The organism is Alteromonas sp. ABE4_545 (genome assembly GCF_056161325.1).
This window is the reverse complement of record NZ_JBSWYY010000012.1, coordinates 43,054-64,619: the sequence shown is the minus strand read 5'-3', so window position 1 is coordinate 64,619 and position 21,566 is coordinate 43,054. Positions and strand designations below refer to the sequence as shown.

General features: G+C 45.8%; 24 protein-coding genes. 8 read left to right on the top strand and 16 right to left on the bottom strand.

Annotation, left to right across the window (positions count from 1 at the left end; translation table 11 throughout):
* The first annotated feature begins 5 nt into the window (after window positions 1-5).
* Window positions 6-746 (top strand): DUF1439 domain-containing protein, encoded by a 741-nt coding sequence (locus ACXAH6_RS12400; RefSeq protein WP_474877258.1) that lies wholly within the window; start codon window positions 6-8, stop codon window positions 744-746.
* A gap of 22 nt (window positions 747-768) precedes the next feature.
* On the opposite strand, the gene ACXAH6_RS12395 is transcribed toward ACXAH6_RS12400, so the two are convergent.
* Genes ACXAH6_RS12395 through ACXAH6_RS12385 form a run of 3 tightly spaced genes read right to left on the bottom strand, consistent with a single transcriptional unit; the run spans window position 769 to window position 4,123 of the window.
* A complete protein-coding gene (locus ACXAH6_RS12395) occupies window positions 769-2,211 on the bottom strand; it encodes a wax ester/triacylglycerol synthase domain-containing protein (RefSeq protein WP_474877256.1) in 1,443 nt (480 codons plus the stop codon).
* A gap of 4 nt (window positions 2,212-2,215) precedes the next feature.
* Entirely contained in the window at window positions 2,216-2,905 is a 690-nt protein-coding gene (locus ACXAH6_RS12390) for a TetR/AcrR family transcriptional regulator (RefSeq protein WP_474877254.1), read from the bottom strand.
* Window positions 2,906-2,914: 9 nt separating this feature from the next.
* Complete coding sequence (locus tag ACXAH6_RS12385) at window positions 2,915-4,123, bottom strand: DUF445 domain-containing protein (protein WP_474877253.1); 1,209 nt, start codon at window positions 4,121-4,123, stop codon at window positions 2,915-2,917.
* 234 nt (window positions 4,124-4,357) lie between these two features.
* Here ACXAH6_RS12385 and ACXAH6_RS12380 point away from each other — a divergent pair, with 234 nt between their 5' ends.
* From ACXAH6_RS12380 to ACXAH6_RS12370, 3 genes are all read left to right on the top strand, one after another.
* Window positions 4,358-5,809, top strand: a complete 1,452-nt coding sequence (locus ACXAH6_RS12380) for a DUF3336 domain-containing protein (RefSeq protein ID WP_474877251.1) — start codon at window positions 4,358-4,360, stop codon at window positions 5,807-5,809.
* Between the two features lie 95 nt (window positions 5,810-5,904).
* Complete coding sequence (locus ACXAH6_RS12375; RefSeq protein ID WP_474877249.1) at window positions 5,905-7,335, top strand: hypothetical protein; 1,431 nt, start codon at window positions 5,905-5,907, stop codon at window positions 7,333-7,335.
* Window positions 7,320-7,628 (top strand): hypothetical protein, encoded by a 309-nt coding sequence (locus tag ACXAH6_RS12370; protein ID WP_474877247.1) that lies wholly within the window; start codon window positions 7,320-7,322, stop codon window positions 7,626-7,628. Before ACXAH6_RS12375 ends, ACXAH6_RS12370 begins: the two co-directional genes overlap by 16 nt.
* Window positions 7,629-7,637: 9 nt before the next feature.
* On the opposite strand, the gene ACXAH6_RS12365 is transcribed toward ACXAH6_RS12370, so the two are convergent.
* The 3 genes from ACXAH6_RS12365 to fadR form a co-directional block, all read right to left on the bottom strand.
* Window positions 7,638-8,144, bottom strand: a complete 507-nt coding sequence (locus tag ACXAH6_RS12365) for a hypothetical protein (protein WP_474877246.1) — start codon at window positions 8,142-8,144, stop codon at window positions 7,638-7,640.
* Between the two features lie 62 nt (window positions 8,145-8,206).
* Window positions 8,207-8,569, bottom strand: a complete 363-nt coding sequence (locus ACXAH6_RS12360) for a phasin-related domain-containing protein (protein ID WP_474877244.1) — start codon at window positions 8,567-8,569, stop codon at window positions 8,207-8,209.
* 117 nt (window positions 8,570-8,686) lie between these two features.
* Window positions 8,687-9,397, bottom strand: coding sequence for a fatty acid metabolism transcriptional regulator FadR (gene fadR, locus ACXAH6_RS12355; RefSeq protein ID WP_474877242.1), 711 nt, complete (start codon window positions 9,395-9,397; stop codon window positions 8,687-8,689).
* A gap of 599 nt (window positions 9,398-9,996) precedes the next feature.
* On the opposite strand from fadR, the gene nhaB reads away from it, so the two are divergent.
* Genes nhaB through ACXAH6_RS12335 form a run of 4 tightly spaced genes read left to right on the top strand, consistent with a single transcriptional unit; the run spans window position 9,997 to window position 13,123 of the window.
* The gene (gene nhaB / locus ACXAH6_RS12350; RefSeq protein ID WP_474877241.1) at window positions 9,997-11,574 is read left to right on the top strand and encodes a sodium/proton antiporter NhaB; all 1,578 of its coding nucleotides are present in this window, start codon (window positions 9,997-9,999) and stop codon (window positions 11,572-11,574) included.
* An 18-nt stretch (window positions 11,575-11,592) separates the two neighbouring features.
* Entirely contained in the window at window positions 11,593-12,117 is a 525-nt protein-coding gene (gene dsbB, locus ACXAH6_RS12345) for a disulfide bond formation protein DsbB (RefSeq protein WP_474877239.1), read from the top strand.
* A complete protein-coding gene (locus ACXAH6_RS12340) occupies window positions 12,114-12,680 on the top strand; it encodes a GNAT family N-acetyltransferase (RefSeq protein WP_474877238.1) in 567 nt (188 codons plus the stop codon). Before dsbB ends, ACXAH6_RS12340 begins: the two co-directional genes overlap by 4 nt.
* 14 nt (window positions 12,681-12,694) lie before the next feature.
* Window positions 12,695-13,123, top strand: a complete 429-nt coding sequence (locus ACXAH6_RS12335) for an RDD family protein (protein ID WP_474877236.1) — start codon at window positions 12,695-12,697, stop codon at window positions 13,121-13,123.
* An 8-nt stretch (window positions 13,124-13,131) separates the two neighbouring features.
* On the opposite strand, the gene ACXAH6_RS12330 is transcribed toward ACXAH6_RS12335, so the two are convergent.
* The 10 genes from ACXAH6_RS12330 to tsaB all read right to left on the bottom strand — a co-directional run bounded on the left by ACXAH6_RS12330 (window position 13,132) and on the right by tsaB (window position 21,558).
* A complete protein-coding gene (locus ACXAH6_RS12330; RefSeq protein ID WP_474877235.1) occupies window positions 13,132-13,620 on the bottom strand; it encodes a YcgN family cysteine cluster protein in 489 nt (162 codons plus the stop codon).
* Window positions 13,617-14,288, bottom strand: coding sequence for a fumarylacetoacetate hydrolase family protein (locus ACXAH6_RS12325; protein WP_474877234.1), 672 nt, complete (start codon window positions 14,286-14,288; stop codon window positions 13,617-13,619). Before ACXAH6_RS12325 ends, ACXAH6_RS12330 begins: the two co-directional genes overlap by 4 nt.
* The gene (locus ACXAH6_RS12320) at window positions 14,288-15,277 is read right to left on the bottom strand and encodes a lytic murein transglycosylase (RefSeq protein ID WP_474877337.1); all 990 of its coding nucleotides are present in this window, start codon (window positions 15,275-15,277) and stop codon (window positions 14,288-14,290) included. Before ACXAH6_RS12320 ends, ACXAH6_RS12325 begins: the two co-directional genes overlap by 1 nt.
* A 3-nt stretch (window positions 15,278-15,280) precedes the next feature.
* Complete coding sequence (locus tag ACXAH6_RS12315; protein WP_474877232.1) at window positions 15,281-15,574, bottom strand: YcgL domain-containing protein; 294 nt, start codon at window positions 15,572-15,574, stop codon at window positions 15,281-15,283.
* Between the two features lie 7 nt (window positions 15,575-15,581).
* Window positions 15,582-16,745, bottom strand: coding sequence for a ribonuclease D (rnd, locus tag ACXAH6_RS12310; RefSeq protein ID WP_474877231.1), 1,164 nt, complete (start codon window positions 16,743-16,745; stop codon window positions 15,582-15,584).
* A 57-nt stretch (window positions 16,746-16,802) separates the two neighbouring features.
* Window positions 16,803-18,455 carry a long-chain-fatty-acid--CoA ligase FadD gene (gene fadD / locus ACXAH6_RS12305; protein WP_474877230.1) on the bottom strand — a complete coding sequence of 551 codons (1,653 nt, stop codon included), beginning with the start codon at window positions 18,453-18,455 and terminating at the stop codon, window positions 16,803-16,805.
* A gap of 132 nt (window positions 18,456-18,587) precedes the next feature.
* Window positions 18,588-19,436, bottom strand: a complete 849-nt coding sequence (locus tag ACXAH6_RS12300; RefSeq protein ID WP_474877228.1) for an alpha/beta fold hydrolase — start codon at window positions 19,434-19,436, stop codon at window positions 18,588-18,590.
* Between the two features lie 151 nt (window positions 19,437-19,587).
* Entirely contained in the window at window positions 19,588-20,271 is a 684-nt protein-coding gene (locus ACXAH6_RS12295) for a Slp family lipoprotein (RefSeq protein WP_474877226.1), read from the bottom strand.
* A gap of 152 nt (window positions 20,272-20,423) precedes the next feature.
* Complete coding sequence (locus tag ACXAH6_RS12290; protein WP_474877225.1) at window positions 20,424-20,747, bottom strand: hypothetical protein; 324 nt, start codon at window positions 20,745-20,747, stop codon at window positions 20,424-20,426.
* A gap of 127 nt (window positions 20,748-20,874) precedes the next feature.
* Entirely contained in the window at window positions 20,875-21,558 is a 684-nt protein-coding gene (tsaB, locus tag ACXAH6_RS12285) for a tRNA (adenosine(37)-N6)-threonylcarbamoyltransferase complex dimerization subunit type 1 TsaB (protein ID WP_474877223.1), read from the bottom strand.
* Between the last annotated feature and the right edge of the window lie 8 nt (window positions 21,559-21,566).

Genomic DNA, 21,566 nt, shown 5'->3' with positions numbered 1-21,566 from the left:
GTCTGATGCCATCGTTGAGTTTGAAGGAAACACTACACTTCTGGACAGCATATGCCTTGGTAAAACTCAACAAGCTTCGGTTTGATGCGTTTAGTGAAGAAGAACTGAGTACACTGGTGAGCGAACTGTTTCCGGTGACGATCCCTATTGATATTCCAATAGGCAATGCTCAGCTTCGGTGTATTCGAGGCAAGGTTGAAATGCCCCCAAATACCACTCGCGTACATCTACGCATACTGAGCGAGATAGAAATCAGGATCATGGGGAATTTAATTTATCGCGCCCATGTTTCATCGACCCTCAGCGCCTTACCTTGCTACGACTCCGATTTACATACGGTAAGAGCTATCGACATCCAACTCAACGCCCTCACCTTCGTAAATGACGATTACGCGCTGTTAAATGACACCCGCTTTCTCATCGACAAAATTGCACCTGTAAGCAATATTGCGAACATATTGACGCAACCACTCAAAGTCGCATTGGATGTGATAACGCCAGGCACTCGTAGTCAGGTACTCGACTACTTGCGGTTATTTTTGCAAGGCAACAAACAAAAAGTACTCGATTACCATAAGCCACAAATTCAACAGCAACTTATGGCTCAACTCGATAGCATGCCGACCACATTTTCTCTGCGTGATCACATATGGCGTGAACGATTATTCAAAGCCTTGGGCAAACGCGTTACCGTGCACAACAACCAGCTTAAGTTTTGGTTTGCAGAACAGGAGCCTCACCCTTAGAGCACTAACGCAGAGTGTTAATTTAGTGGTCGGACACAATTGAAACTGGCATCTCTTCTTCATGTTCGCCTAAATCGTCAATTTTAAGACGAGGGTTGTCGACAGATGCTTCTAATAAATCAAACGCATCGGCCACATAGTCGGCTAAAGGCTGTAAGCTCTTGATGTCTTTGTTGCAACACACCATGCCAATATTGGCCACATTGGCGTACGTCAATAAGGTAATATTCACCCCGCCGCCCGGCGTCATTGTAGATATAGGGTAACAGGCCAGTAACTTACTATCTTTCAGGTAACGTTCATCCCGTGGGCCAGGAATATTCGACACCAAAATATTACCGATAGGTTTTATCCAATTAGACAAATGCAACCACTCGAAGACCAAAGACAACGCTTGGATCGCAATGGTATAGCCTGTAAACGCACCCGGCATAGCTTTTTGCGCAGCGTGTTTCACTATGCGGTGATGGTAGATAATTTGGCGCAAACGCAAATACGGATCTTGCTCGCCGTGGGCTAATTGCACCGGCACAATGGCAATTTTATTACCGGTGGTTTTTTCTCCCGGTTTACGCAAGTTAATAGGCATATTCGTCAGTAACGCTTTATTAAATATATGCCCATGCTCTTGTAGGAGTTTGTGTACGCCAATATCGAACGCACACAACAAAATTTCGTTGGCTGATGCCCGAGTTCGCCTCGCCAACGCCTTAACTCGATTAAAGTCCAGCTCCATGGTTGCTACGGCTCGCCCGCCCCTCACTTGCCCCGTGAGCAAAGTTTTAGTGCCGCTAAAAGGAATGGGCATGTAGTGCACATTAATGCGTACCAGCTTCATCAACAGCCGTAACATAATCACCAAAAAATCGCGTGTGGTGGCCAGCCCAGCTAAAAAATTATACCAGTAACGGCGTGTTCGTTTGGGGTGAGAGCGCGGCTTGTGCAGTAATTTTCGCATCCCCCAAACTGGGACGATAGGTTTGTCGGATGGTGTTGACGCATAACCCGCTTGAAACCAACGAACCAAGGTGGCGCCATCGCCATACAGGTGATGCACACGAGCGTAAATTGCGTATTCACGTTGATTAGGCGAGAAAATAAAATGATATTGCCACAACGGCTTATCGGTATCTAAACGCGACTCGTGTAACGTGGCCGCAAAGTCATCCAGTGCCACACGGTCGGTCACATCGTCGACCACATGAATTTGCACGTGGTAATCCATGTTCAACGACTTCACCGGTTGCAGCCCGACCGGATAGCCCAGAATGGCTTTTACACGACAATTAAACGGCGGGCAGGTTTTGGCGTAATTGCGAAATTCGCTGAATAGCGCAGTTAAATAAGGTTCAGCCTCTACATTTTCAGGCAGGAGCAAACGTTGTAAACAACCCACGTGTTTCGGATTATCGTCTGACTCCACAATCCAGAAGGACTTGTCTAAAAACGATAGAGATTTCGCCATGGGGTTATTCCTTTAATCGCGTGTCGAGTTGATGACTGAGGTTCGCCAAGTCATGCTGCTGAATGGCTTTTTTTAACTGTGCTACTTTGTCGCCGCTGTCTACAAAGCGCGGTAACAACAAGGTGAGTACTTGCGAAACCGCATGGTATTTCACACTTTCTTCATCTCGCCCATTCGCGCCCAATGTAAACTTTACACTCTCGATGGGTTGGCAGTGTTGAATCAACACCATCATTAGCATTTCAGCTAATAACTCGTTTTCGTCTTTACTGGCTTTCAGTAAACCCGCTTGCGCCCCTCGATTGAGCAAAGTCGATATGGCCGAGGTTAATTGGCTTATCACCCATTGATGATGTTTGGCCGCTTTGGGATACTTTTCTGCCAAATCTGCCGCGTTGCGATAGGCAAAACGAAACAGCAATAAACGCTCTAAGATAATATAGAAGAAATAAATGAACTCTTCATCGTCCAATGCATTGAGCGATGAAGGCGCAACGATAGGCAAAATATTGTGCTTGTGCATGGCTAAGAGCGCATCGACAATGCTTTCTTTACCCTTAAAGTGGTAGTACAAATTACCAGGGCTGATATCCATCTCCATTGCAATATCAACACTGGTTATTGCCGCCTCGCCATGCTCATTGAACAGGGTGAGCGCGGTAAGCAAAATGCGTTCTGCCGTTTTACTGGCCAAGTGAAATCCTTAATTAAAAATAAAATAAATCTGACCGATCCCCGCCAGCATGCCCAATACCGCACCGGTAACAATGAGCTTCCACTCATCAGCCTGATAGGCTGGCCGCAGCACACCTTCAAACTCTTCGGGCGACAGAGCTTTTAAACGCGTACTTAAACTCTCTCCCACGTGTAAAGCTTCGTTGGCATAGTCAAAAGCATAGAGTAAATATTTGTCGCTATTATCAAATAGCTGTGCCACCGCCATTTGCTTCATTTTGAAATAGTTTTGCGAGCCGATCCCCAAAGAAAAATAGGGTTGTGCCACCGCTACATAACGCTCGATGGCATCATTCACATGTAACTCAATGAGCTCCAGCAATTGCGCAGAACCTGAACCATGCAAAATCATGTGCGTAATGTTTTTCGAGTTAATCAGCTTCTTTTCTACTATGTCGGCATAAACTTCTGACACTTCGTTTTGTCGTTTGAGAAACATTCCTTGAAATGTAATTGGCCCGAAGCGGATGGGATGTTTGGGTTCAAATATAATTTTTATCGCGATCCAATTGGTTAAATACCCCACCAACAAACCGCCTAAAGGCAAAATCCACCACGATTGGCTGACACTCCAAAACCACATTGTCGGCAATCCAAACAGAAAGCCAAAATAAAATCCTGAACGAATGATAAACGGGAATTCTTTCTCACCAGCTGTGAGGAAAATTTCATTGATTAACTCGGGAGAGTTAACGAGTTGCTCAACCACCAGCTCTTTAATATCGAGAATTTCGTTAATGTTGTATTGGAAATCGTCTACCAGCTTACTGACGACACGGGGAATGTCTTTTTCGATGCGTTTATAAACCAGCTGCTTACCCGGCCGAGGCAAGGCCGCCCATAATTCAGGAGCAGAATCAGCCATAACGTCATTCACAATTTTCTGTAACACTTGCTTGAGTCGACGCTCAATGGCACGCGTTAGTTCATCAGGGTCTAGCTGGCTCGCCAGTTCTTCCACGCTCAAGAGCTTGCCAAGTACTAGCTCAACTTCAATTTCAGCCATTTCCCGACGTTTAGCAGGAATGAGCCCCTGCCACCCGAAAATGGGCTTAACCCCAACAAAGTCCAGTGGGTAAAACATCATTTTTACTGCGAGGTAATTTGTCAGCCAGCCAACAATGGCGCTAATCAGTGGGATCAGCAATAACGTTAGCGTCTGTACATTCCATTCCATGTGCGACAAATGCGCCTTGTGATTGTTGTTTGTGTCAGGCTACTGATTGGCCGGACTTTGGTCAATGGTTATTCGATTAAACCTGATGTTAGTGTGACCTAACACAAAAGCAAAAATTGGGTAGTCGTTTCTAATTAGCTTGCATACACTTAACTACAGTAGGCTGTTTTTGCATTGCCAACAAAGTGCTTGAGTGGTCAGTTTGGTTTTTCTGTACGAGCTTTCAGGAGAGTTATGTTTAACCGTCAACGCTATGAACTTGAACAAGCCATAGAGCACGCTTCAAGTTACCAAGAATATCGTGAAGCCTGCTTGGCCCACGATGCAATTTCTGGTGCGGACGAATGGAAGCAAAAAGATCCCTGCCGAGATTACGATTACCGCTTAATTCGAAAACGCTCACAGCGTATTCAGCTCGCTTTAGGGCAACAAAACCCAACGGGCTTAATGTCGATTCTGCATGAAGGTTTACACGGCAACCTTGGGAATATTGCCTCCCCTGACTTGCTAGGCCACTGTAAAATTGGCACCAAATCCCTAATCGAACAGTTCATTCAACAAGTAGTAGACGCCCTCGCCTTTATTTATCACGCCAACGAAGATGAAGTAGATTTTTACGATAAACTCCACTTTTTTGAAGAAACCGCGCACGCATTTGGTCGCAGTTGTTTAATGCTATCAGGCGGCGCCGGGTTGGGATTCTTCCATTGTGGCGTAGTAAAAGCGCTGAACGAAAAGCAATTATTGCCAACGGTTATTTCAGGAGCCAGTGCGGGCTCTATTATTGCTGCTATGCTTGGCACCCGCACTCACGAGGAGTTGCTCGAATCACTGAAAGCCGAGTTTATCTTCGACAAATTCAAAATGTGGCGTTCGCTCAGCCCGCGATTGAACAGCAAAAGTTTGTTTGACGCCAGCGCGCTAGAAAATGCATTAATTGAATTGTTCGACGTAATGACATTTGAAGAAGCGTTCGAGAAAACCGGCCGTCATATCACAGTTACTGTATCGCCGGCTGATTTACATCAGTATTCTCGATTGCTCAATGCGAAAACTTCGCCCAATGCCATTATTACTCAAGCAGTCAGGGCTTCTTGCGCAGTGCCGATTGTGTTTTCTCCGGTTCAGTTAAAAGCGAAGAATGCTGAGGGCAATATAGTACCTTATATTCCCAACCGCCGTTTCGCCGATGGCTCCATTATGGCTGACCTTCCCTTTGACCGCTTGGCCCGACTTTATGGCGTAAACCACAGCATTGTGAGCCAAACAAACCCGTTGGCCATACCGTTTCTGGCCACCAGCAAAAACCAAGCGTCGAATTTCACCTCTATCACTTGGCGTCACCTGGGCCAGCTAGCCAAAAGTAACAGTATTTATGCATTTGATTTACTTGAACAGATGGTTGGTCATCGCGGAGTCAAGCTGGCGTTGCACAAGGTACGATCGATCATAGACCAACAATACGTTGGCAATATCAACATTATTCCCTCTCACCAATTAAAAAGCCTCACCATGATATTGGCTAATCCGACACTGGATAATATTCAGTCGTTGATCGAAAGTGGCGAACGCGCCACTTGGCAACAACTCGATATTATTGAAAGAAATACAAAAATCAGTGAAACTTTGCGTTATTATTTAGCACTATTGAAGAAACGTGAAGCAACTGAATTAGGACATAGCTAGGGCTTTTGCCCTTTTTGCCTACATGCATTAATAGACGTTCGGTAATGTGAGCACAGGATTTTGCTCACCGACAGACTTACGAGACATCCAAAACGGTGAAAAGTAAAATCGCAAACCCTGACAACAACTATACGCAGGGTGTAAAACAACTGATAGAAATGGTGTATCCCGCCGACTTCTCTGCGCCTTCTTTATTTAAAGACGCGCGAACCTATTTTCGCGAAAGTCCCAGCCAACAGAAAAAACTAAAAAACAGTCAAGACACAGTAAAAGCGGCGGAAAGCGCCAAACAAATGCCCGCCAACTACGACGAATTAAGACGACACGAAAAACAGCTGCGGCAGCGAATTGAAAGCGACCGTCTCAATCGTTTAGAGTACGCCATTAGCGTTGCTAAACGCTTAATCGCACTATGTGAAGGCGATACTTATCAGGAAACCCAGCAATTAAGCTCCAAGTTTTTAGGCACTATGCTGTTGATCACCCGAGGAAATGTGATCAATTTTGCGCGCTATCATCAGCGCTTAAAACCCCTTTATAAAGCCGTTTTGTGCCTCAGGCTTATCGACAAAGCCATTGAAACACAATCTATTAGCGACCCGCTGCTTATTGAGTACAGTGACATAATCTCGCGCTTTCAGGGCAATCGATACTGGCGAGAACGGTGGGAAAACGAAATTGCTATCCCACTTATTATCACCTGTATTATGCAAGATATTGGTATGCAGCACCCAAAAGCGTTGCGAATTTTGCACGGCGAAGATGGCTCAGATGATGAGTTTCGTTTGCTGCCCAACGAAGAGCGCATGACACTGCTCAGGCTCAATTATCATCATACTATTGATTACCTTAAAAATGGCCTAGGTATGCGTGCCTATATTGGTAATGACAAGGGTGAGCGCGATGACTTTATGCTCACTCAAAAGCACGTTATGCATTTTGTGTTGGAAATTACCCGTGAAGCGTTCACTGGTAAGGGCTATTTGGGGGAGCTGATCAAAATCCCACAAATTTATACCTCCATTATTTTTTCGACAAAATCAGACTACTCTCGTCAGGCTTTGCCAAAAGGCTATTTGCTGATCGAACAATTAGCGAAAAAGGGCCAACTCAACCCTAAGCTCGCAGACGGGTTTATTTCAATCGTAGGGTACTTTCCTCAGGGCTTTGGCATTACTTTTATTCCCACTAATGAAAAAGGCCACGAACGGGATCAATACGAATTTGCCATTGTTTCACACCTAAACCCCAAACACCCTGCCGAACCTACCTGTCGTGTAGCGTCGCGCAACTTAACGTTTATTACGTCGGGGAATGACCAAGTGGTTACGCGGGCAACAAACCTGTTTTTCCCCGCCAATAAGAAAAAATTGATGCGAATGGGTAAAGAAAGGTTGATCGAAATCATGAGTCAGTTGTATAACAACTTTACGCCCAATGACTTGGAAGAACTGATCCCTAGTTTTTGGGAGCCGAGCGATTATTTTTCAGTGAAGAAAAACCAAAACTTATGGAATCGAGGATAAAAGGACGTATCGTTGAGCGATCAATAAAATATACCGTCTATCTGTTTGTTATTTTGCTTGCCGTACTCGGTGGGTTTGTACTCTCAGAAGGGGTGTTTGTTGGGGTGATTGCGGACCAATCGCAACTGTCTCGCTACCCATGGGGTAGCGAAAACGGATGGATTTATCGCTCACCCAACCATTATATGGCATTAAACGTCACCTTAGGGGTTGCGCTTTTATTGCCTCTCTTTGCACTTTTAGCTAAGCGAATTCGGCCTACTAAAGCAGACATACAGAAAGCGGGCGACTAACTCGCGTAGTTATTCGCTTTTCGCTTCATCACCGGCCGTTGATGACCCTGCCGTCGACGTGGACTTTGCAGCTGACGTTCGCTTTCTGGGCGTTGTGGTAGTCTTTTTCGCCGTGGTTGTTGTTTTACGACGGGTTGTCGTTTTTTTAGCTGGCGCTTCCTGCTTTTTCGCTTTTTTTGCGGCTAGCAGAGCCACTTGCTCAATTAATAAATCAATTTTTGTCGACAACACTGCCAACTGTTGCTCTCGTGCTTGTGCTTTAGTGTTGAAAGACGGCAACCAATCAAAAAACGCTGTCATCCCTTTTGTCGGGCTAAATGCCAAAGACTGTTTAATTTGTGCATCAACCGCTTCACCACGTGCAGCTAGGTCATCTATCGTCTCACTTGAGCGCGACTTCAATGTATCGAGCTGAGCCTTCACAAATTCTGTTTGTGACGCCACAAAACCGAGACCTGCGTCAAACAAGGCAGTAACGGGTGAAGCCGACTTACTAGTCGAATTTTTCGCTGTCATCTCACACTCCTCCTGACGGCTTGAATAAAACTACGCAGGCATTACGCCTGCGTTATGTTCATTTACTTTTGTGCAGCAGCAAGTTTGGCAACCGCTTCAGTTAACGCATCAACCTTGGCTGACAACTCTTCAATTTTTTGATCGGCAGGGTCTGCATCTAAGCCCAACTTGCGGCGCACGTCGGCAACGCGAGTTTCAACTTCTGAAGTGGCTTCTTTTACCTTGGTTTTCGCATCCCCCTCAATGCTCTCGCCTTTAGTAACCAAATCTTCAAACATCTTTGATGCATCAGCACTCAATTTTTCGTAGCGGCCTTGTGCTTCATCCACACTTTTGCCATAGGCCCCCAATCCCGCCAACCAAATTTTGCGTGCAAACTCTTCGGCTTCGTTAATTTTTGCTTTGATATCGTCTGTAGCTGACATAATGAATCTCCTCTGTGACTAATATCATGCTATGCAAAAGAATTAGAAAGCGCATACTAAAAACGAAAAAAGCACGCTTAATTTGCGTGCTTTTGAATAATTCGATGAAGGGATGAATTAGTCGACAATGTCCGTAGGCATAGACTCTCTTACTTGCAACCACACTTTGCCAGATTCAACACCATATTGACGGATAATATCTGCGACCGCGTCGTATTGACCTTCTTTGGCGGCATTTAATAAATTCTCGTAATATTCGTCTGCCACGCGACGCGAGGATTCATGAGAAAAGAAGAACCCTCCGATACGAGAATACAAATCGCGAAACCCGTTCATCATGAGTACAAACACTTTGTTACCTGAGGCAAGGGCTAGGTCGTGATTCAAACGATAATCAAACTCGGCATAAGCTTTGCCGTCTTGTTCAATATCTTTGTAACGGCTGATCACTGCAATCGCTTCTTCGGCGTTGTGACGAATAGCACCACGGATGAACACCGCACTCAAATTGGTTCGCGCCGCTAACAAGTTGTCGACCAACTCAGGAATGCCTTCTTGGTCTAGTCGAGCCAATGTAGACAGGATATTCAACCCACAGGTTTCCCAGAAGTTGTTCACTTTTGTGGGCTTGCCGTGTTGGATTGTTAGCCAACCATCGCGAGCAAGACGCTGTAATACTTCACGTAATGTCGTACGAGTCACGCCGATTAACTCTGACAATTCTCGTTCAGCCGGTAAAATGGTGCCAGGAGGGAAACGCCCACTCCAAATTGACTCCACAATATATTCTTCGGCAAACCCTGCTGGGCTCTGCGCCTTGTAAATCATAACTCACTCGCATGCAGGTTATTGTTATTTTCAAACTGATTGTACCAGACGATTTTTCATTAACAAATTAAATAATCCGACAATTAGCTATTATTCCCCGTATTTATTTCGCAAATAGCATTATTATCATAGAAATGACATACACAACCGATAAACAGGGGTCTACACTATTAGCGTTGTTGTGACATGCCCGTTTAACCATGCAACTTTTTTAGCATCAAATTGTTAATAACGTCAGACCCTAAATCGTCGACACACAGGCCAATTAACGGAGTCATTTGATGCTCATTTTGTAGTCGCAGCTTTTGGCTACGCGGCTGTCCTTTGGCAATACCAACACACAGGTAATGCGGTTTGGACAACAAAAACTCAAGTTTTAACGAAAAATTATGCGTTTTGCATGCCTAATCGTTTAAAACTTAAACTAAGCAGGCTTCCGCATTTTTAAAATTTGAGTTAGTCTGGGCCAGATAAAGTCCGCCAACTGGACATTCAGGTAGTAAAGCGACCCAAATTAAGCTGATGATTTTCAGCCATTTGTGGTAAATACAATAAACACAAATGCGATTAACGCCGACGATGTAAAAGGATAGTTATCCATGCAAACTTCTATGCCAATGGCAGTGTACAAAAACTTTTTAGGCCACGCCCCAGAGTGGTACAAGCAAACGATTCTTGCTTTCCTTGTCTTGAACCCATTGCTGTTCCATTTCGTTAATCCGTACATAGCGGGATGGGTTTTGGTCATCGAGTTTATTTTCACACTCGCAATGGCATTGAAATGCTACCCGCTTCAACCCGGTGGGCTATTACTAATCGAAGCCATGTTTATCGGCATGACGTCGCCTGACCACATGCTGCATGAAATTGAAGTGAACCTAGACGTTCTCTTGTTATTGGTGTTCATGGTAGCGGGTATCTACTTTATGAAAGACCTGCTGCTGTTCTTGTTCACCAAGCTCGTTATTCGGGTGCGGAACAAAATGGTGTTGTCGCTGGCTTTCATCATTGCTTCGGCGTTCTTGTCTGCATTCCTCGACGCATTAACGGTAGTTGCCGTAATTATTGCGGTGGGGCTTGGTTTTTATACCATTTACCACAAAGTCGCGTCGGGTAAAGAATTTCACAGCGATCACGACCACACCTCAGATGACCACGTGCCGGGTCGTGACGACTTAGAAGACTTTCGTGCCTTTCTGCGCAACTTAATGATGCACTCTGCGGTAGGTACCGCGCTCGGTGGCGTAATGACCATGGTTGGCGAACCACAGAACCTAATTATTGCCGATAAAGCTGACTGGAACTTTATCGAGTTCTTTTTACGCATGTCGCCCATTACCATTCCTGTGTTTTTTGCAGGTTTAGCCACTACCATACTACTCGAAAAAACCAAAGTATTTGGTTACGGCGCGAAGCTCCCTGACGTTGTGCATGCTATTTTGGTCGATTACGAAACCCACATGGACAAAGATCGCACAATTCGTGACACTGCGCGCCTAGCCGTACAAGCGCTAATTGGCGTATGGCTGGTTGTTGGTCTTGCAGGCCATTTTGCTGCGGTTGGCCTTATCGGCTTGTCTGTTATTGTGCTTGCGACGTCTATGAGTGGTGTTATTGAAGAACACGCCATTGGTAAAGCGTTTGAAGAGGCCCTACCGTTTACTGCGCTATTGTGTGTGTTCTTTGGTGTTGTGGCCGTAATTATCGACCAAGGCTTATTCCAGCCGGTTATCGAGTGGGTATTGACGTTTGAAGGCGAAACTCAACTCGTGATGTTCTACATCGCCAACGGCTTGTTGTCGATGGTGTCGGATAACGTATTTGTTGGTTCGGTATATATTACAGAAGTGACCACAGCATTACTCGAAGGCCGTATTACACGCGATGAATTCGACATGCTAGCGGTTGCCATTAATACAGGTACAAACTTGCCTTCTGTTGCTACGCCAAACGGACAAGCTGCCTTCTTGTTCTTGCTCACGTCAGCCATTGCGCCATTGTTGCGATTGTCTTACGGAAGAATGGTTGTAATGGCACTGCCATACACCATTGTATTAACGATTGTCGGTTTAGCCATGACTTACTTCGGCCTTGCCGATTTAACAGATTGGCTTTACAACATGCATTTGATTGAACATCACTCGGGTGTTGGTGTCGAAGCGGCAGCAAGTCATTAATTAATAACCGGGAAACGTATGTCAGTTGTAAGTTGGATTAGCCAGGCGGCCGAGCGCAAATCAAGTTGGGTTGTGCTCTTTGCTACCGCTTTGGCACTGGAAGTTGCCGCATTATACTTCCAATATGGCATGGGTCTGTTGCCATGCATCATGTGTATATACCAACGTACTGCCATGTATGGCATTGTGCTGGCCGGCCTGTTGGTGCTCATTGCCAACAACGGAGTAACCCGCCTACTTGGCTTCGCCTTATGGGCGTATTCCGCCGCACGAGGGTTTCTGGTTGCTCGTGAGCATGTTGATATTATTCACTCAACCAACCCGTTTTTTTCATTTTGCGAAATTGTGCCCAACTTCCCGAGCTGGGCACCGTTACACGAGTGGTTACCGTGGGTATTCGAAGCCAAAGGCGATTGCCTTGAAGATTCATGGCAGTTTTTGTCAATGGGAATGGCCGAATGGATGAGTGTGATATTTGCACTGTACTTCATTACATTCGCGGTAGTATTCCTTTGCCGACTGATTGATAAAAAGCCTTTTTGAGTCAATCATTTTACGCCCTGCCAAATAGCATAGGCCCCATCCGAACATCTGTTGGGGCTTGTTACCTGCAAAGTATCAACACACAGTATCTATACCCACTTGTCAACGCAGCCTCGCGTGCACTAAACAGCGTATTACCGCGTATGTATGCCGACGCCTGCCCTGCCACTATTCAATCAGCCAAGCGTACGTGTCAGTACATGCAAGCTCAACGCACTATTGGCAAAGGCGTGTATTATTTGCTAATGCATCAGGAACAGTGCCTCGGCATGATATGCATCACCCACGTTCCTGAACTCAGCCACGTTTATAACTTAGGATATTGGGTAGTGCCACACTGCGCCAACCAAGGGCTGGGGTTTATAATGTGTCGTGAGTTTTGTCGCTCAATACAGCTATTCACGCCAGTCGCACAATTGAGTTTGCTGATAGAACCCGACAATATCGCCAGTAATCGCATTGCTGATAAACTCGGCGCAAGGGTGTTGGGTGTTAGCCCTGTGTCGGTATACCATCGTCTTACGCTACAGTATGTGCTCAACTTGCCGTCTCTCACACCTTAGGATCGACTTTAACTATGACTGAATATCACTTCGCAGGCTTTGTTCCCCGCTTTTTTGCGTTTTTGATCGACTCATTTTTTGTCATGTTATTCACCGTGCCGATCATGTTTGCTATTTACGGCAAGCCCTACTTTATGGCTTCTCATAACGCTAACACCGCCGTTGATATTTTAGTGCAGTACCTTGCTCCCGCTTGTGCCGTGGTCATTTTTTGGGTTTATCGTTCAGCCACACCCGGCAAAATGCTATTGGGTATGATATTGGTTGATATTAGAACGGGGAACAAACTCACAACACGGCAATGTATTGTGCGCTACCTGAGCTATTACGTTGCTTTACTACCGCTGGGTGCTGGGTTTATTTGGATTATTTACGATAAGAAAAAACAAGGCTGGCACGACAAAATAGCAGGCACCGCTGTAGTTAAGCGGCGCATTTGCTAATCGAGGAGTTAGTCGATGTCCTCTAGAGGCCACATCACTATGTAGTCTTCAAAGTCATCAAGGTCTACTTGGTGTTCAAATACGGTCTTGCCTCTTACTGACATCCCCTGTTTGTGCATCGCAGATTTTTTGCCTTTATTGAGCAATGGGTGCCAGCTCGGAATGCCCTTTCCTTCGTATAAACGTCGGTAGGTGCAACTAGGCGGCATAAAAAAGATATCTTTTAAATTGTCTTTGGTCAGCTTCACGCACTCTGGTACCAACTCTGTACGCTCAGTGTAACGCGTGCATTCACATGATTTTGTGTTGAGTAAGTCACAAACAATTTTGGTGTAGTGTATTTGCTCACCCTCACGAATATAGTCGGTGTGCGTTGAGTCTTCGGCGTCATCGTCGTCGATAAACTTATGCAAACAGCATTTACCACAGCCATCACATAGCATTTCCCACTCTTTGTCGTTCATCTCTTGTAACGACTTAGATTCCCAGAAATTCATAACGCTTCAACCACGTTCGTACACACCGACATTTTGTCGCTGAGTGTGGCTGTTAGCTCGTCACCGACTTGCAACGGCCCCACCCCTTTGGGCGTGCCAGTTAACACGATATCGCCGGGCATCAAGGTAAACTGCTCAGATATTTCAACTAACAAACTCACCATATTGCGTATCATCAATTGACTATTGCCTTGTTGCTGAATTTTGCCGTTGACGCTTAACGTAAAATCAATATTGGTGATATCTTCCACCTCAGATAAAGGGATAAACCCCGAAGTAGGACAACTGCGATCGAATGCCTTAGCACGCTCCCAGGGATGGCCTTTGGCTTTTAATTGAGATTGCACGTCGCGCAGTGTTAAATCTAGCGCCATACCTACGCCCCACACAGCATTTAGTGCGTCTTCAGCACTGGCCTTAGTCAACGGAGATTGAATCAATAACGCCAGTTCAAGCTCATTGTGGCATTCACCCAAGTGCGTTGGGATAGCAACGGCCTGATGCATGTCACACATGGCCGTTGTTGGCTTAATGAACAACAATGCTTCGGTTGGCACATCGTTATTGAGCTCTTGAATGTGGTCTAAATAATTACGCCCAACACACACCGCCTTGCCGGTGGGCAAGTCAATGGGTTGTGCTTGATGAGTATGATGACGATAGGTCACTAGTAGCCTCGTTTAATGCGATCAGATAAGTAGCCAACCGCTACACCAAAATACGATGAACGATTCCATTTCATCAATGTATGAAAGTTATTATACACCAGATAAACACGCCCTTTCGGACCATCAGGCATAATCAATGACGCATTAATGTTATTTGTGGGCAAATCGGTGCCATTGTATCGGCGTACGCCTTTGTTCTGCCACTCAGACAAAGAAACATAATGCTGCTTTGACAGGCCACTTACGCTGCTATCAAAGGTCTCAGGAATTGATACTTGGCGGCCCCATGTGCCGTTATTGTCCCACCCTTCGGAAGCAAGAAAGTTAGCAATTGAAGCAAAAACGTCGGCGGGCGTAGACCAAATATCTTTGCGACCGTCGCCGTCATAGTCCACAGCGTAATGTAAGAATGACACGGGCATAAACTGACTTTGCCCCATTGCACCAGCCCAAGAACCTTTGAGTTTTTCAGGGCTAATATGGCCTTCTTTCAGAATGGTTAAAGCGGCAAAGAAGTTCTTTTTAAACAGCGATTCTCGACGGCCTTCATAAGCCAAGGACGCAAGCGCTGACAACACTGAGAAGTTGCCTTGAATCTTACCAAAGTTAGATTCGTTGCCCCACAACGCGACAATAAATCGTGGTTGTACCCCGTATTCTTCGCCTATTTTGTCGAGTAACGCCTTGTGCTGTTCGGTGAGGTCTACCGCTTGTTTTACTTTCCAATCGGGCACGCGGGTCGCTAGGTATGAGTCTAACGTTATCTTACGCTCAGGTTGATTTTTATCTGCTTTGACAACGGTGGCGCGATACTCCACGCCCGTCAGCACCTCTGAAACAAAGCTTTCGTCAAAGCCCTGCTCTTTCGCTTCCGCGCTCAGAGTTTGTAAATAAGCACGAAATCCTGCTTCCGATTTTTCTTCTGCGAACAAAGAGTAAGACTGTAGGCTTAATAACGCACCGCCTACCAGTGACAACCATATTTTCATCATTTAACGCTTATCGGGATTCGGTGACAAACCTAACGACGTTCTGTGCTCTACCAGAAGGTCATCTTCTTTTGGAGGCATCTGCAAATAAAAGCCTTGTTCAGCCAACGCTTCAACTAACTTGGTTTTGTCAACCAAGCCCAACGTTGCGCGCTTATCCAGTGGTAACATCATCACTAATTCGGGCGTACCAAACTGTTTTCTAAGCACGTCGGGTACCGATGAAAAATCGTCTTTTTTATTGACGTACAAGTACATGCCTTGTTTTTTTCGCGTTTTATATACAGCAACTAACATGGTGTTCCTATTTAAATTCTGTTGGCGGCTCGCCTAAAATGTCATGCAGCGGTTGAGTAAAAAGCGCTGCTCTCCACCCTGTCAGAAGATCGGGTGTTAAGCCCTGCACGCGGGTTTCGTCTTGTTCAAACCACCACCATTTCAATAGCTGATTGATCTGCTTTTTCGACGCCACCACTTCAGCAGCAACATTATTTTGCTGTGCAATTGTGTCAACCAACTGTTTTATTTGAGACAAATACTGTTTGTATTCTGGCACATCGATAAGTCGCTTAACTCGAGGTAACCGCTGTGCTTCGGGTACATTGGCAAATTGCGTCAGTGCTTCGTCAACCAGCTTTAGCACAGTGTCGCCATTCATGCGTAATTCTTGTGGCGTTACGCTGTGCACTTTAGACAAAGCCGACTTGCTATTAGGTAAACGGTTGGCCACCTCGTACAAATGACTTTCTCTAAACACAAAATTTAACGCGAGGTCTTTATCTCGGGCGCGCTGTAATCGCCAAGCCGCTAGGGCTTGCAACACGGTTAACTTTTCGCTCGATAACCGCCAGTTGTTTTTTATTTGCAAGTAGGCAAAATCCACCGGCATTTGTGCGCGTTTTTTCTCACCGAGTACAGCAACTTCACTCACCACCCAGTCCAGCTTATCGGCTTCATCAATTTGTTGTTTCAATATGTCGTAAGCCGGAAGCAAATACAGTACATCGTCGGCGGCATAGCGGCATTGATTGTCGGTTAACGGACGGGCGAGCCAGTCGGTGCGGCTTTCACCTTTTTCTAACGACACTGACAACAAGGTTTCGATCAACCGGGCATAGCCCATGGTCGCGCCTAACCCCAACACACTCGCGGCAAACTGTGTATCGAATACCGGAGTAGGTAATACACCGAAGGCCGTCAATAACGTTTCTAAGTCTTCTGAGCATGAGTGCAGCACCTTCATAGTGCTTTCATCAACCAGTAAGTCGATGAGCGGCTGCATATCATCAATAGCCAGAGGGTCAATTAAGACCAGCTGATCACCATCAAATAACTGCAACAAGCCCAACTGGGGAGTGAGAGTGCGGGTGCGCACAAACTCAGTATCTAACGCAACGGCGTCTTTTTGCGCAGCGCGCGCGCAGACGTCAGCAAGTGCTTGATGACTTTTTACAAAAATATAATCCATAAACGAACGAAGCCGGCAAATGCCGGCTGCTCTCCAATTCTGGTGCCTTGGTAAAACTTAGTCGCGTAGTTCTCTGCGTAAAATTTTACCCACGTTGGTTTTCGGCAATTCGTCTTTAAACACAACGTGCTTGGGCACTTTATATCCGGTCAGGTGACTACGGCAATGCGTGATCACAGCTTCTGCGGTAAGTGTATCATCTTTTCGCACAACAAAGAGTTTGACCACTTCACCGCTGACTTCATGAGGCACACCAATCGCCGCGGCTTCAAGCACGCTCTCATGCATTGCTGCCACTTCTTCAATCTCGTTCGGGAACACGTTAAAGCCCGATACCAAGATCATATCTTTTTTGCGATCAACAATATAGAAATATCCGTCTTCATCCGCTACTGCGATATCACCGGTGGCTAACCACCCGTCTTTCAATATTTCATCTGTGGCTTCTTGGCGATTCAAATACCCTTTCATAACTTGTGGGCCTTTTACCCACAATTCACCCGGCTCACCAAGAGCTACTTCGTTGCCGTCATCATCGAGTAGCATAATGTCGGTAGAGGGAACCGGTAAACCAATCGATCCTTTATAGGCTTCGAGATGGGGAGGATTCACCGCCACTACAGGTGAACATTCTGTCAACCCGTAGCCTTCTAGCAATACCGTACCCGTAACCTTCTGCCACTTTTCTGCAACAGGGCGCTGCACGGCCATACCGCCGCCTAAACCGAATTTGAAGTTGCTAAAGTCTAGTTCTGCAAACCCAGAAGTATTCAGCAACCCGTTAAACAGTGTGTTCACTCCAGGTAATATGGCAAAGGGGTATTTGCTAAGTTCATTAACAAAGCCCGGCATGTCACGAGGGTTGGTGATCAGTAAGTTAGGGCAACCAAACTTCAAAAATAGTAAGCAGTTAGCCAGTAAGGCAAAGATATGATAAAGCGGTAAAGCGGTGACGACTAAATCTTTACCAGGCTCAACCACAATCGCCAAAATACCTGAAACTTGCTCAAGGTTAGCAATCATATTGCGGTGAGTTAACATTGCTCCTTTAGACACACCCGTTGTACCACCGGTGTATTGTAAAAAGGCTAAGTCTTCACCCGTAACCTCAGGACGATCGAAGGTGCATTTCGCCCCTTCTTTTAGTGCATCCATAAAACGCTTGGCACCTGGCAATTCAAATGCAGGGACCATCTTTTTCACATGCTTCACCACCATGTTCACTACCCAACGTTTAGGTGCGGGTAGCATGTCGCCGAGTTGCGTTAACAGTACATGTTGAACGTTAGTCTCTTTGATGATTGAAGCTAGCGTACTTGCGAAATTTTCGACAATAACAATGGTTTTCACGTTCGCATCATTTAATTGATGCTTCAGCTCTCGTGCGGTGTAGAGCGGGTTAACATTCACCACCACTAGGCCTGCACGTAATATTCCGAACATGGCTACAGGGTATTGCAGCAAGTTGGGCATCATCACCGCAACGGCGTCTCCGCGTTGAAGCCCACTATTTTGAAGATACGCAGCGAACTGACGTGACTGCACGTCTAGCTCGTTAAAGGTCATGGTCTGACCCATATTGATGTAAGCGGTCTTGTCCGCGTATTTTTCGATAGACTGTTCGAAGATATCTACAATTGAAGCATAGCGGTCCGCATCTATCTCTGCTGAAACGCTGGGGTCGTATTGCTTGAGCCAGGTTTTTTCCACAAACCCTCCGATCACATTGTCGTTTTTATTTTGTTAATGTATGAATTGCGCTTATGTTTTACGCAACTTCAATAACTGGTCTGATTACTTGCGTATAGTATAGGATGCGCCAGCAAAGATAAATGTTACTGTTTACATTTGTTCAACAAAATCGCGAATTATTTTTGCTACAGCTTCAGGATTTTCCATATGGAGGTGGTGACCGCCACTCATCTTGATTAACCGCTTATTTTTCCACCACTTTTCTCTGACGTAAAAACGTTCAACCATACCTAACGCGCTGTTTTCAGCGAGGATAAAGCATAGGCTCACGTTAATAGATTGCATCAAATGCTGCGCTTGCTCTTCCGTTAGTCGCAACATTGATTGGGTGCGCAAGCGCAAATCACTGCGCCACACTCCACAAGTATTATCACTAAAATCTATATTACGTATTAATATAGGTTCTGCGATGTTGGGTGACATATCCGAATGCAAACAACGCGCTTTTACTGCACTAGCAAGCACTACCGAACGCGCACTCGCGCCTTCGACTTTTCTGCGAGACGCAATAGCGTGCCTAATTTGTTCTGATGACGTTTCAACGTCTCCAGTAAAAGGACCACATGCGTCAACCGACACAACACCAAGTAGATCATCGTAAACACTGGCATACAAGGTTGCTAGAATGCCTCCCATCGAATGGCCCACAAGCCACACTTGCTGCCACTTTTGCGACTCGATTAGCGCCCTCAAGTCGTAAATATAGTCTAATTGATGATAATGTGCGCCCTGGGGACGATGCCCCGACAAGCCATGTCCAGGCCAATCAATTGCAACAAATTGATGACCATTAAAATAAGGCTGTAATGAAGACCAACTTTCCGCATTATCCAAATACCCATGAAGACCGATAATCACGGGCCGATCTGCTGCAACTGTGTCCACGTTTTGCACACTAGCAATTTCGATATAGCCTAAATCATACGTTTTTTGAAACATACCTACCCTGCATTATTTTGCCGGCCTTTATCACAATATTGCCACCCGAGCGGCAAGAACAAGCCGCTTACGGCAATAAATAAAGCCAGAAGACCAACGAAGTGTTGATCATACTGGCTTTGTGGTGACCGCTGCCAATCACTTAAATGAATTAACGCTCTTTTGCTCTGAGGTTATTCTTGTTTGTACGGGACGCAGGTACACTTCGCGGCTGTTTCGGCTGCCCTTGATTAATGTCTCTTGATGGGCGGTAGTTGTTCCGATTGTTGTTTCTTGATCGCACCACGCGATACTGCTGATGATATGACCATAGGTAGGGGCGATAATACGGATGCCACGCAGAATACCAGCCCATGCGATAATCAAAGAACATTGGCGGGAAGCCATCGTAAGTATTGTCTTTTCGCCACAGGTAGTAGTCTTTCACTTTTATACTAGGGTACATGTATGGCTGTTCGCCAATCATACCCGCCAAGGGTGTTTGTACACTACCGATAAAAGTGACTAAACGGCCTTTTTCAAAAATAATGGGGTCTAAAAAGCCATCAATTTCGACTTTGAAACGACCTATCGTTTCCTCTGATGACGACTTGGGCTTGCCATAATGATTCAACGGAAAGTTAACCACTTCAACAAACGTCTTTTGCGGTTTATTCTCAACGGCTACGATAATCCCACCCCAACGGGCAGTTTTACCTTTAACACCATCACCACCTGTTACGGCTTGAGAATAAGACACTAACGATTCATTGTCAGGTACGCTAATTTCGTCAGGTACCATTGCGCAGCCAGAAAGGGCGAGTACCCCAAGAATAATAAATGCACGTAATTTCATATCTGTCCTTGTTAAATGGTTACTCGGTTAGGCGTACAACTTTTTCATCATCATAGATAGCAGTTGTAAACTTAACCCTACCTGAATAAACAATACTTAGTATGAGTTTATACCGAATAAAAGCCAAGCACGATCATCGCACAGTGAGGGCGTCAAGCGTATATGTCGACGCCAATCAAATCACGCAGATGGTCTCGTTGCGTAGATTTTTCAAAGCTGGTGTACGCGTCTACAGCGCCTTGAGCTTTGCCTTGAGGTTGGTCATAAATGGTAGATTGTTGATAATTTTCAGCTTGAGCAAACGCTTGCGTGTACGTTTGTTCACTGCCATCCTCGCCCACTTTTGGCAACAAGGTGGGTTGGGTTTGTGCGTCTTTCTCAGTCTGCTTTTCAACACGCGCAGGCGACTGCTGCGGTTGCTGACGCCCCACAGGTAAGGTGACATTTTGTGATGGTAAGCGGCCGTCTATATCCACTCGCTATCTCGCATTAAATGTAACTCAACGACTTAAAGAAGTAATACACAGTGAATTAACGAAAACTCAACTTGTATATAAGCAAAAAAGCAAGAATCAAGCCATTGTTTGTATTCGTCAGAACCCGCTACTCTCGACCCGGTAACTTCTTCCATGTCACTGTGTCGCGTAAATACACAGGTTGAATGTCGTTCACCGATTTTGCTTCGCCTGCCGCAAAGGCCGCCTGAGCCAATGGCAACATATATTTGGCCTGCGGGAAAGACACCACAACCGACCGCCCTTCAAGCAATGCTGTTAATGGCGCATAAGCTTCCCAACCCGTCCCTGCGAAACTGTCTATCTCACAGCCATTGCAATGGGCTGCGGCCACATCGGGCGGGCACACTTGCTCTTCTACCAGCAAAGCCGCCTTACCGTCTTTTGCTTCATAAACAGCAAAATAAACCTCGTTCATTCGCGCATCTATAGCTACGGCAACACAGCTAGCACCGTGTTGTTCAATTTGTTGCTGCGCCATCGCCTGCAGCGTGCTGATACCAGCTACCAACAAATTTGACCCCAATGCCAGGCCTTGAATCATACCTGTCGCAATACGTACCCCAGTAAAACTCCCTGGGCCACGACCAAAACCTAACCCGTCGAGTTGAGCCAAGGTCACGCCCGCTTCCTGCATCACAGCATCGACCATAGGTAATAGCTTTTGACTGTGCTCCTGAGGGCACACTTCGTATCGCACAAAAGTACTGTCGTTGTAGGTTAACGCAACAGAACACGCTTCTGTTGCTGTATCAATCACCAATAAATTCATAGGGTGTC

Excerpts from the sequence above, each read along its gene's own strand:
- ACXAH6_RS12385 (WP_474877253.1), bottom strand. The coding sequence starts at position 4,123 with ATGGAATGGAATGTACAGACGCTAACGTTATTGCTGATCCCACTGATT.
- ACXAH6_RS12365 (WP_474877246.1), bottom strand. The coding sequence starts at position 8,144 with ATGACAGCGAAAAATTCGACTAGTAAGTCGGCTTCACCCGTTACTGCC.
- ACXAH6_RS12395 (WP_474877256.1), bottom strand. The coding sequence starts at position 2,211 with ATGGCGAAATCTCTATCGTTTTTAGACAAGTCCTTCTGGATTGTGGAG.
- tsaB (WP_474877223.1), bottom strand. The coding sequence starts at position 21,558 with ATGAATTTATTGGTGATTGATACAGCAACAGAAGCGTGTTCTGTTGCG.
- ACXAH6_RS12370 (WP_474877247.1), top strand. The coding sequence starts at position 7,320 with ATGGAATCGAGGATAAAAGGACGTATCGTTGAGCGATCAATAAAATAT.
- rnd (WP_474877231.1), bottom strand. The coding sequence starts at position 16,745 with ATGGATTATATTTTTGTAAAAAGTCATCAAGCACTTGCTGACGTCTGC.
- ACXAH6_RS12400 (WP_474877258.1), top strand. The coding sequence starts at position 6 with ATGCCATCGTTGAGTTTGAAGGAAACACTACACTTCTGGACAGCATAT.
- ACXAH6_RS12330 (WP_474877235.1), bottom strand. The coding sequence starts at position 13,620 with ATGAATTTCTGGGAATCTAAGTCGTTACAAGAGATGAACGACAAAGAG.
- fadR (WP_474877242.1), bottom strand. The coding sequence starts at position 9,397 with ATGATTTACAAGGCGCAGAGCCCAGCAGGGTTTGCCGAAGAATATATT.
- ACXAH6_RS12320 (WP_474877337.1), bottom strand. The coding sequence starts at position 15,277 with ATGAAAATATGGTTGTCACTGGTAGGCGGTGCGTTATTAAGCCTACAG.
- ACXAH6_RS12380 (WP_474877251.1), top strand. The coding sequence starts at position 4,358 with ATGTTTAACCGTCAACGCTATGAACTTGAACAAGCCATAGAGCACGCT.
- ACXAH6_RS12295 (WP_474877226.1), bottom strand. The coding sequence starts at position 20,271 with ATGAAATTACGTGCATTTATTATTCTTGGGGTACTCGCCCTTTCTGGC.
- ACXAH6_RS12360 (WP_474877244.1), bottom strand. The coding sequence starts at position 8,569 with ATGTCAGCTACAGACGATATCAAAGCAAAAATTAACGAAGCCGAAGAG.
- ACXAH6_RS12315 (WP_474877232.1), bottom strand. The coding sequence starts at position 15,574 with ATGTTAGTTGCTGTATATAAAACGCGAAAAAAACAAGGCATGTACTTG.
- dsbB (WP_474877239.1), top strand. The coding sequence starts at position 11,593 with ATGTCAGTTGTAAGTTGGATTAGCCAGGCGGCCGAGCGCAAATCAAGT.
- ACXAH6_RS12335 (WP_474877236.1), top strand. The coding sequence starts at position 12,695 with ATGACTGAATATCACTTCGCAGGCTTTGTTCCCCGCTTTTTTGCGTTT.
- ACXAH6_RS12300 (WP_474877228.1), bottom strand. The coding sequence starts at position 19,436 with ATGTTTCAAAAAACGTATGATTTAGGCTATATCGAAATTGCTAGTGTG.
- nhaB (WP_474877241.1), top strand. The coding sequence starts at position 9,997 with ATGCAAACTTCTATGCCAATGGCAGTGTACAAAAACTTTTTAGGCCAC.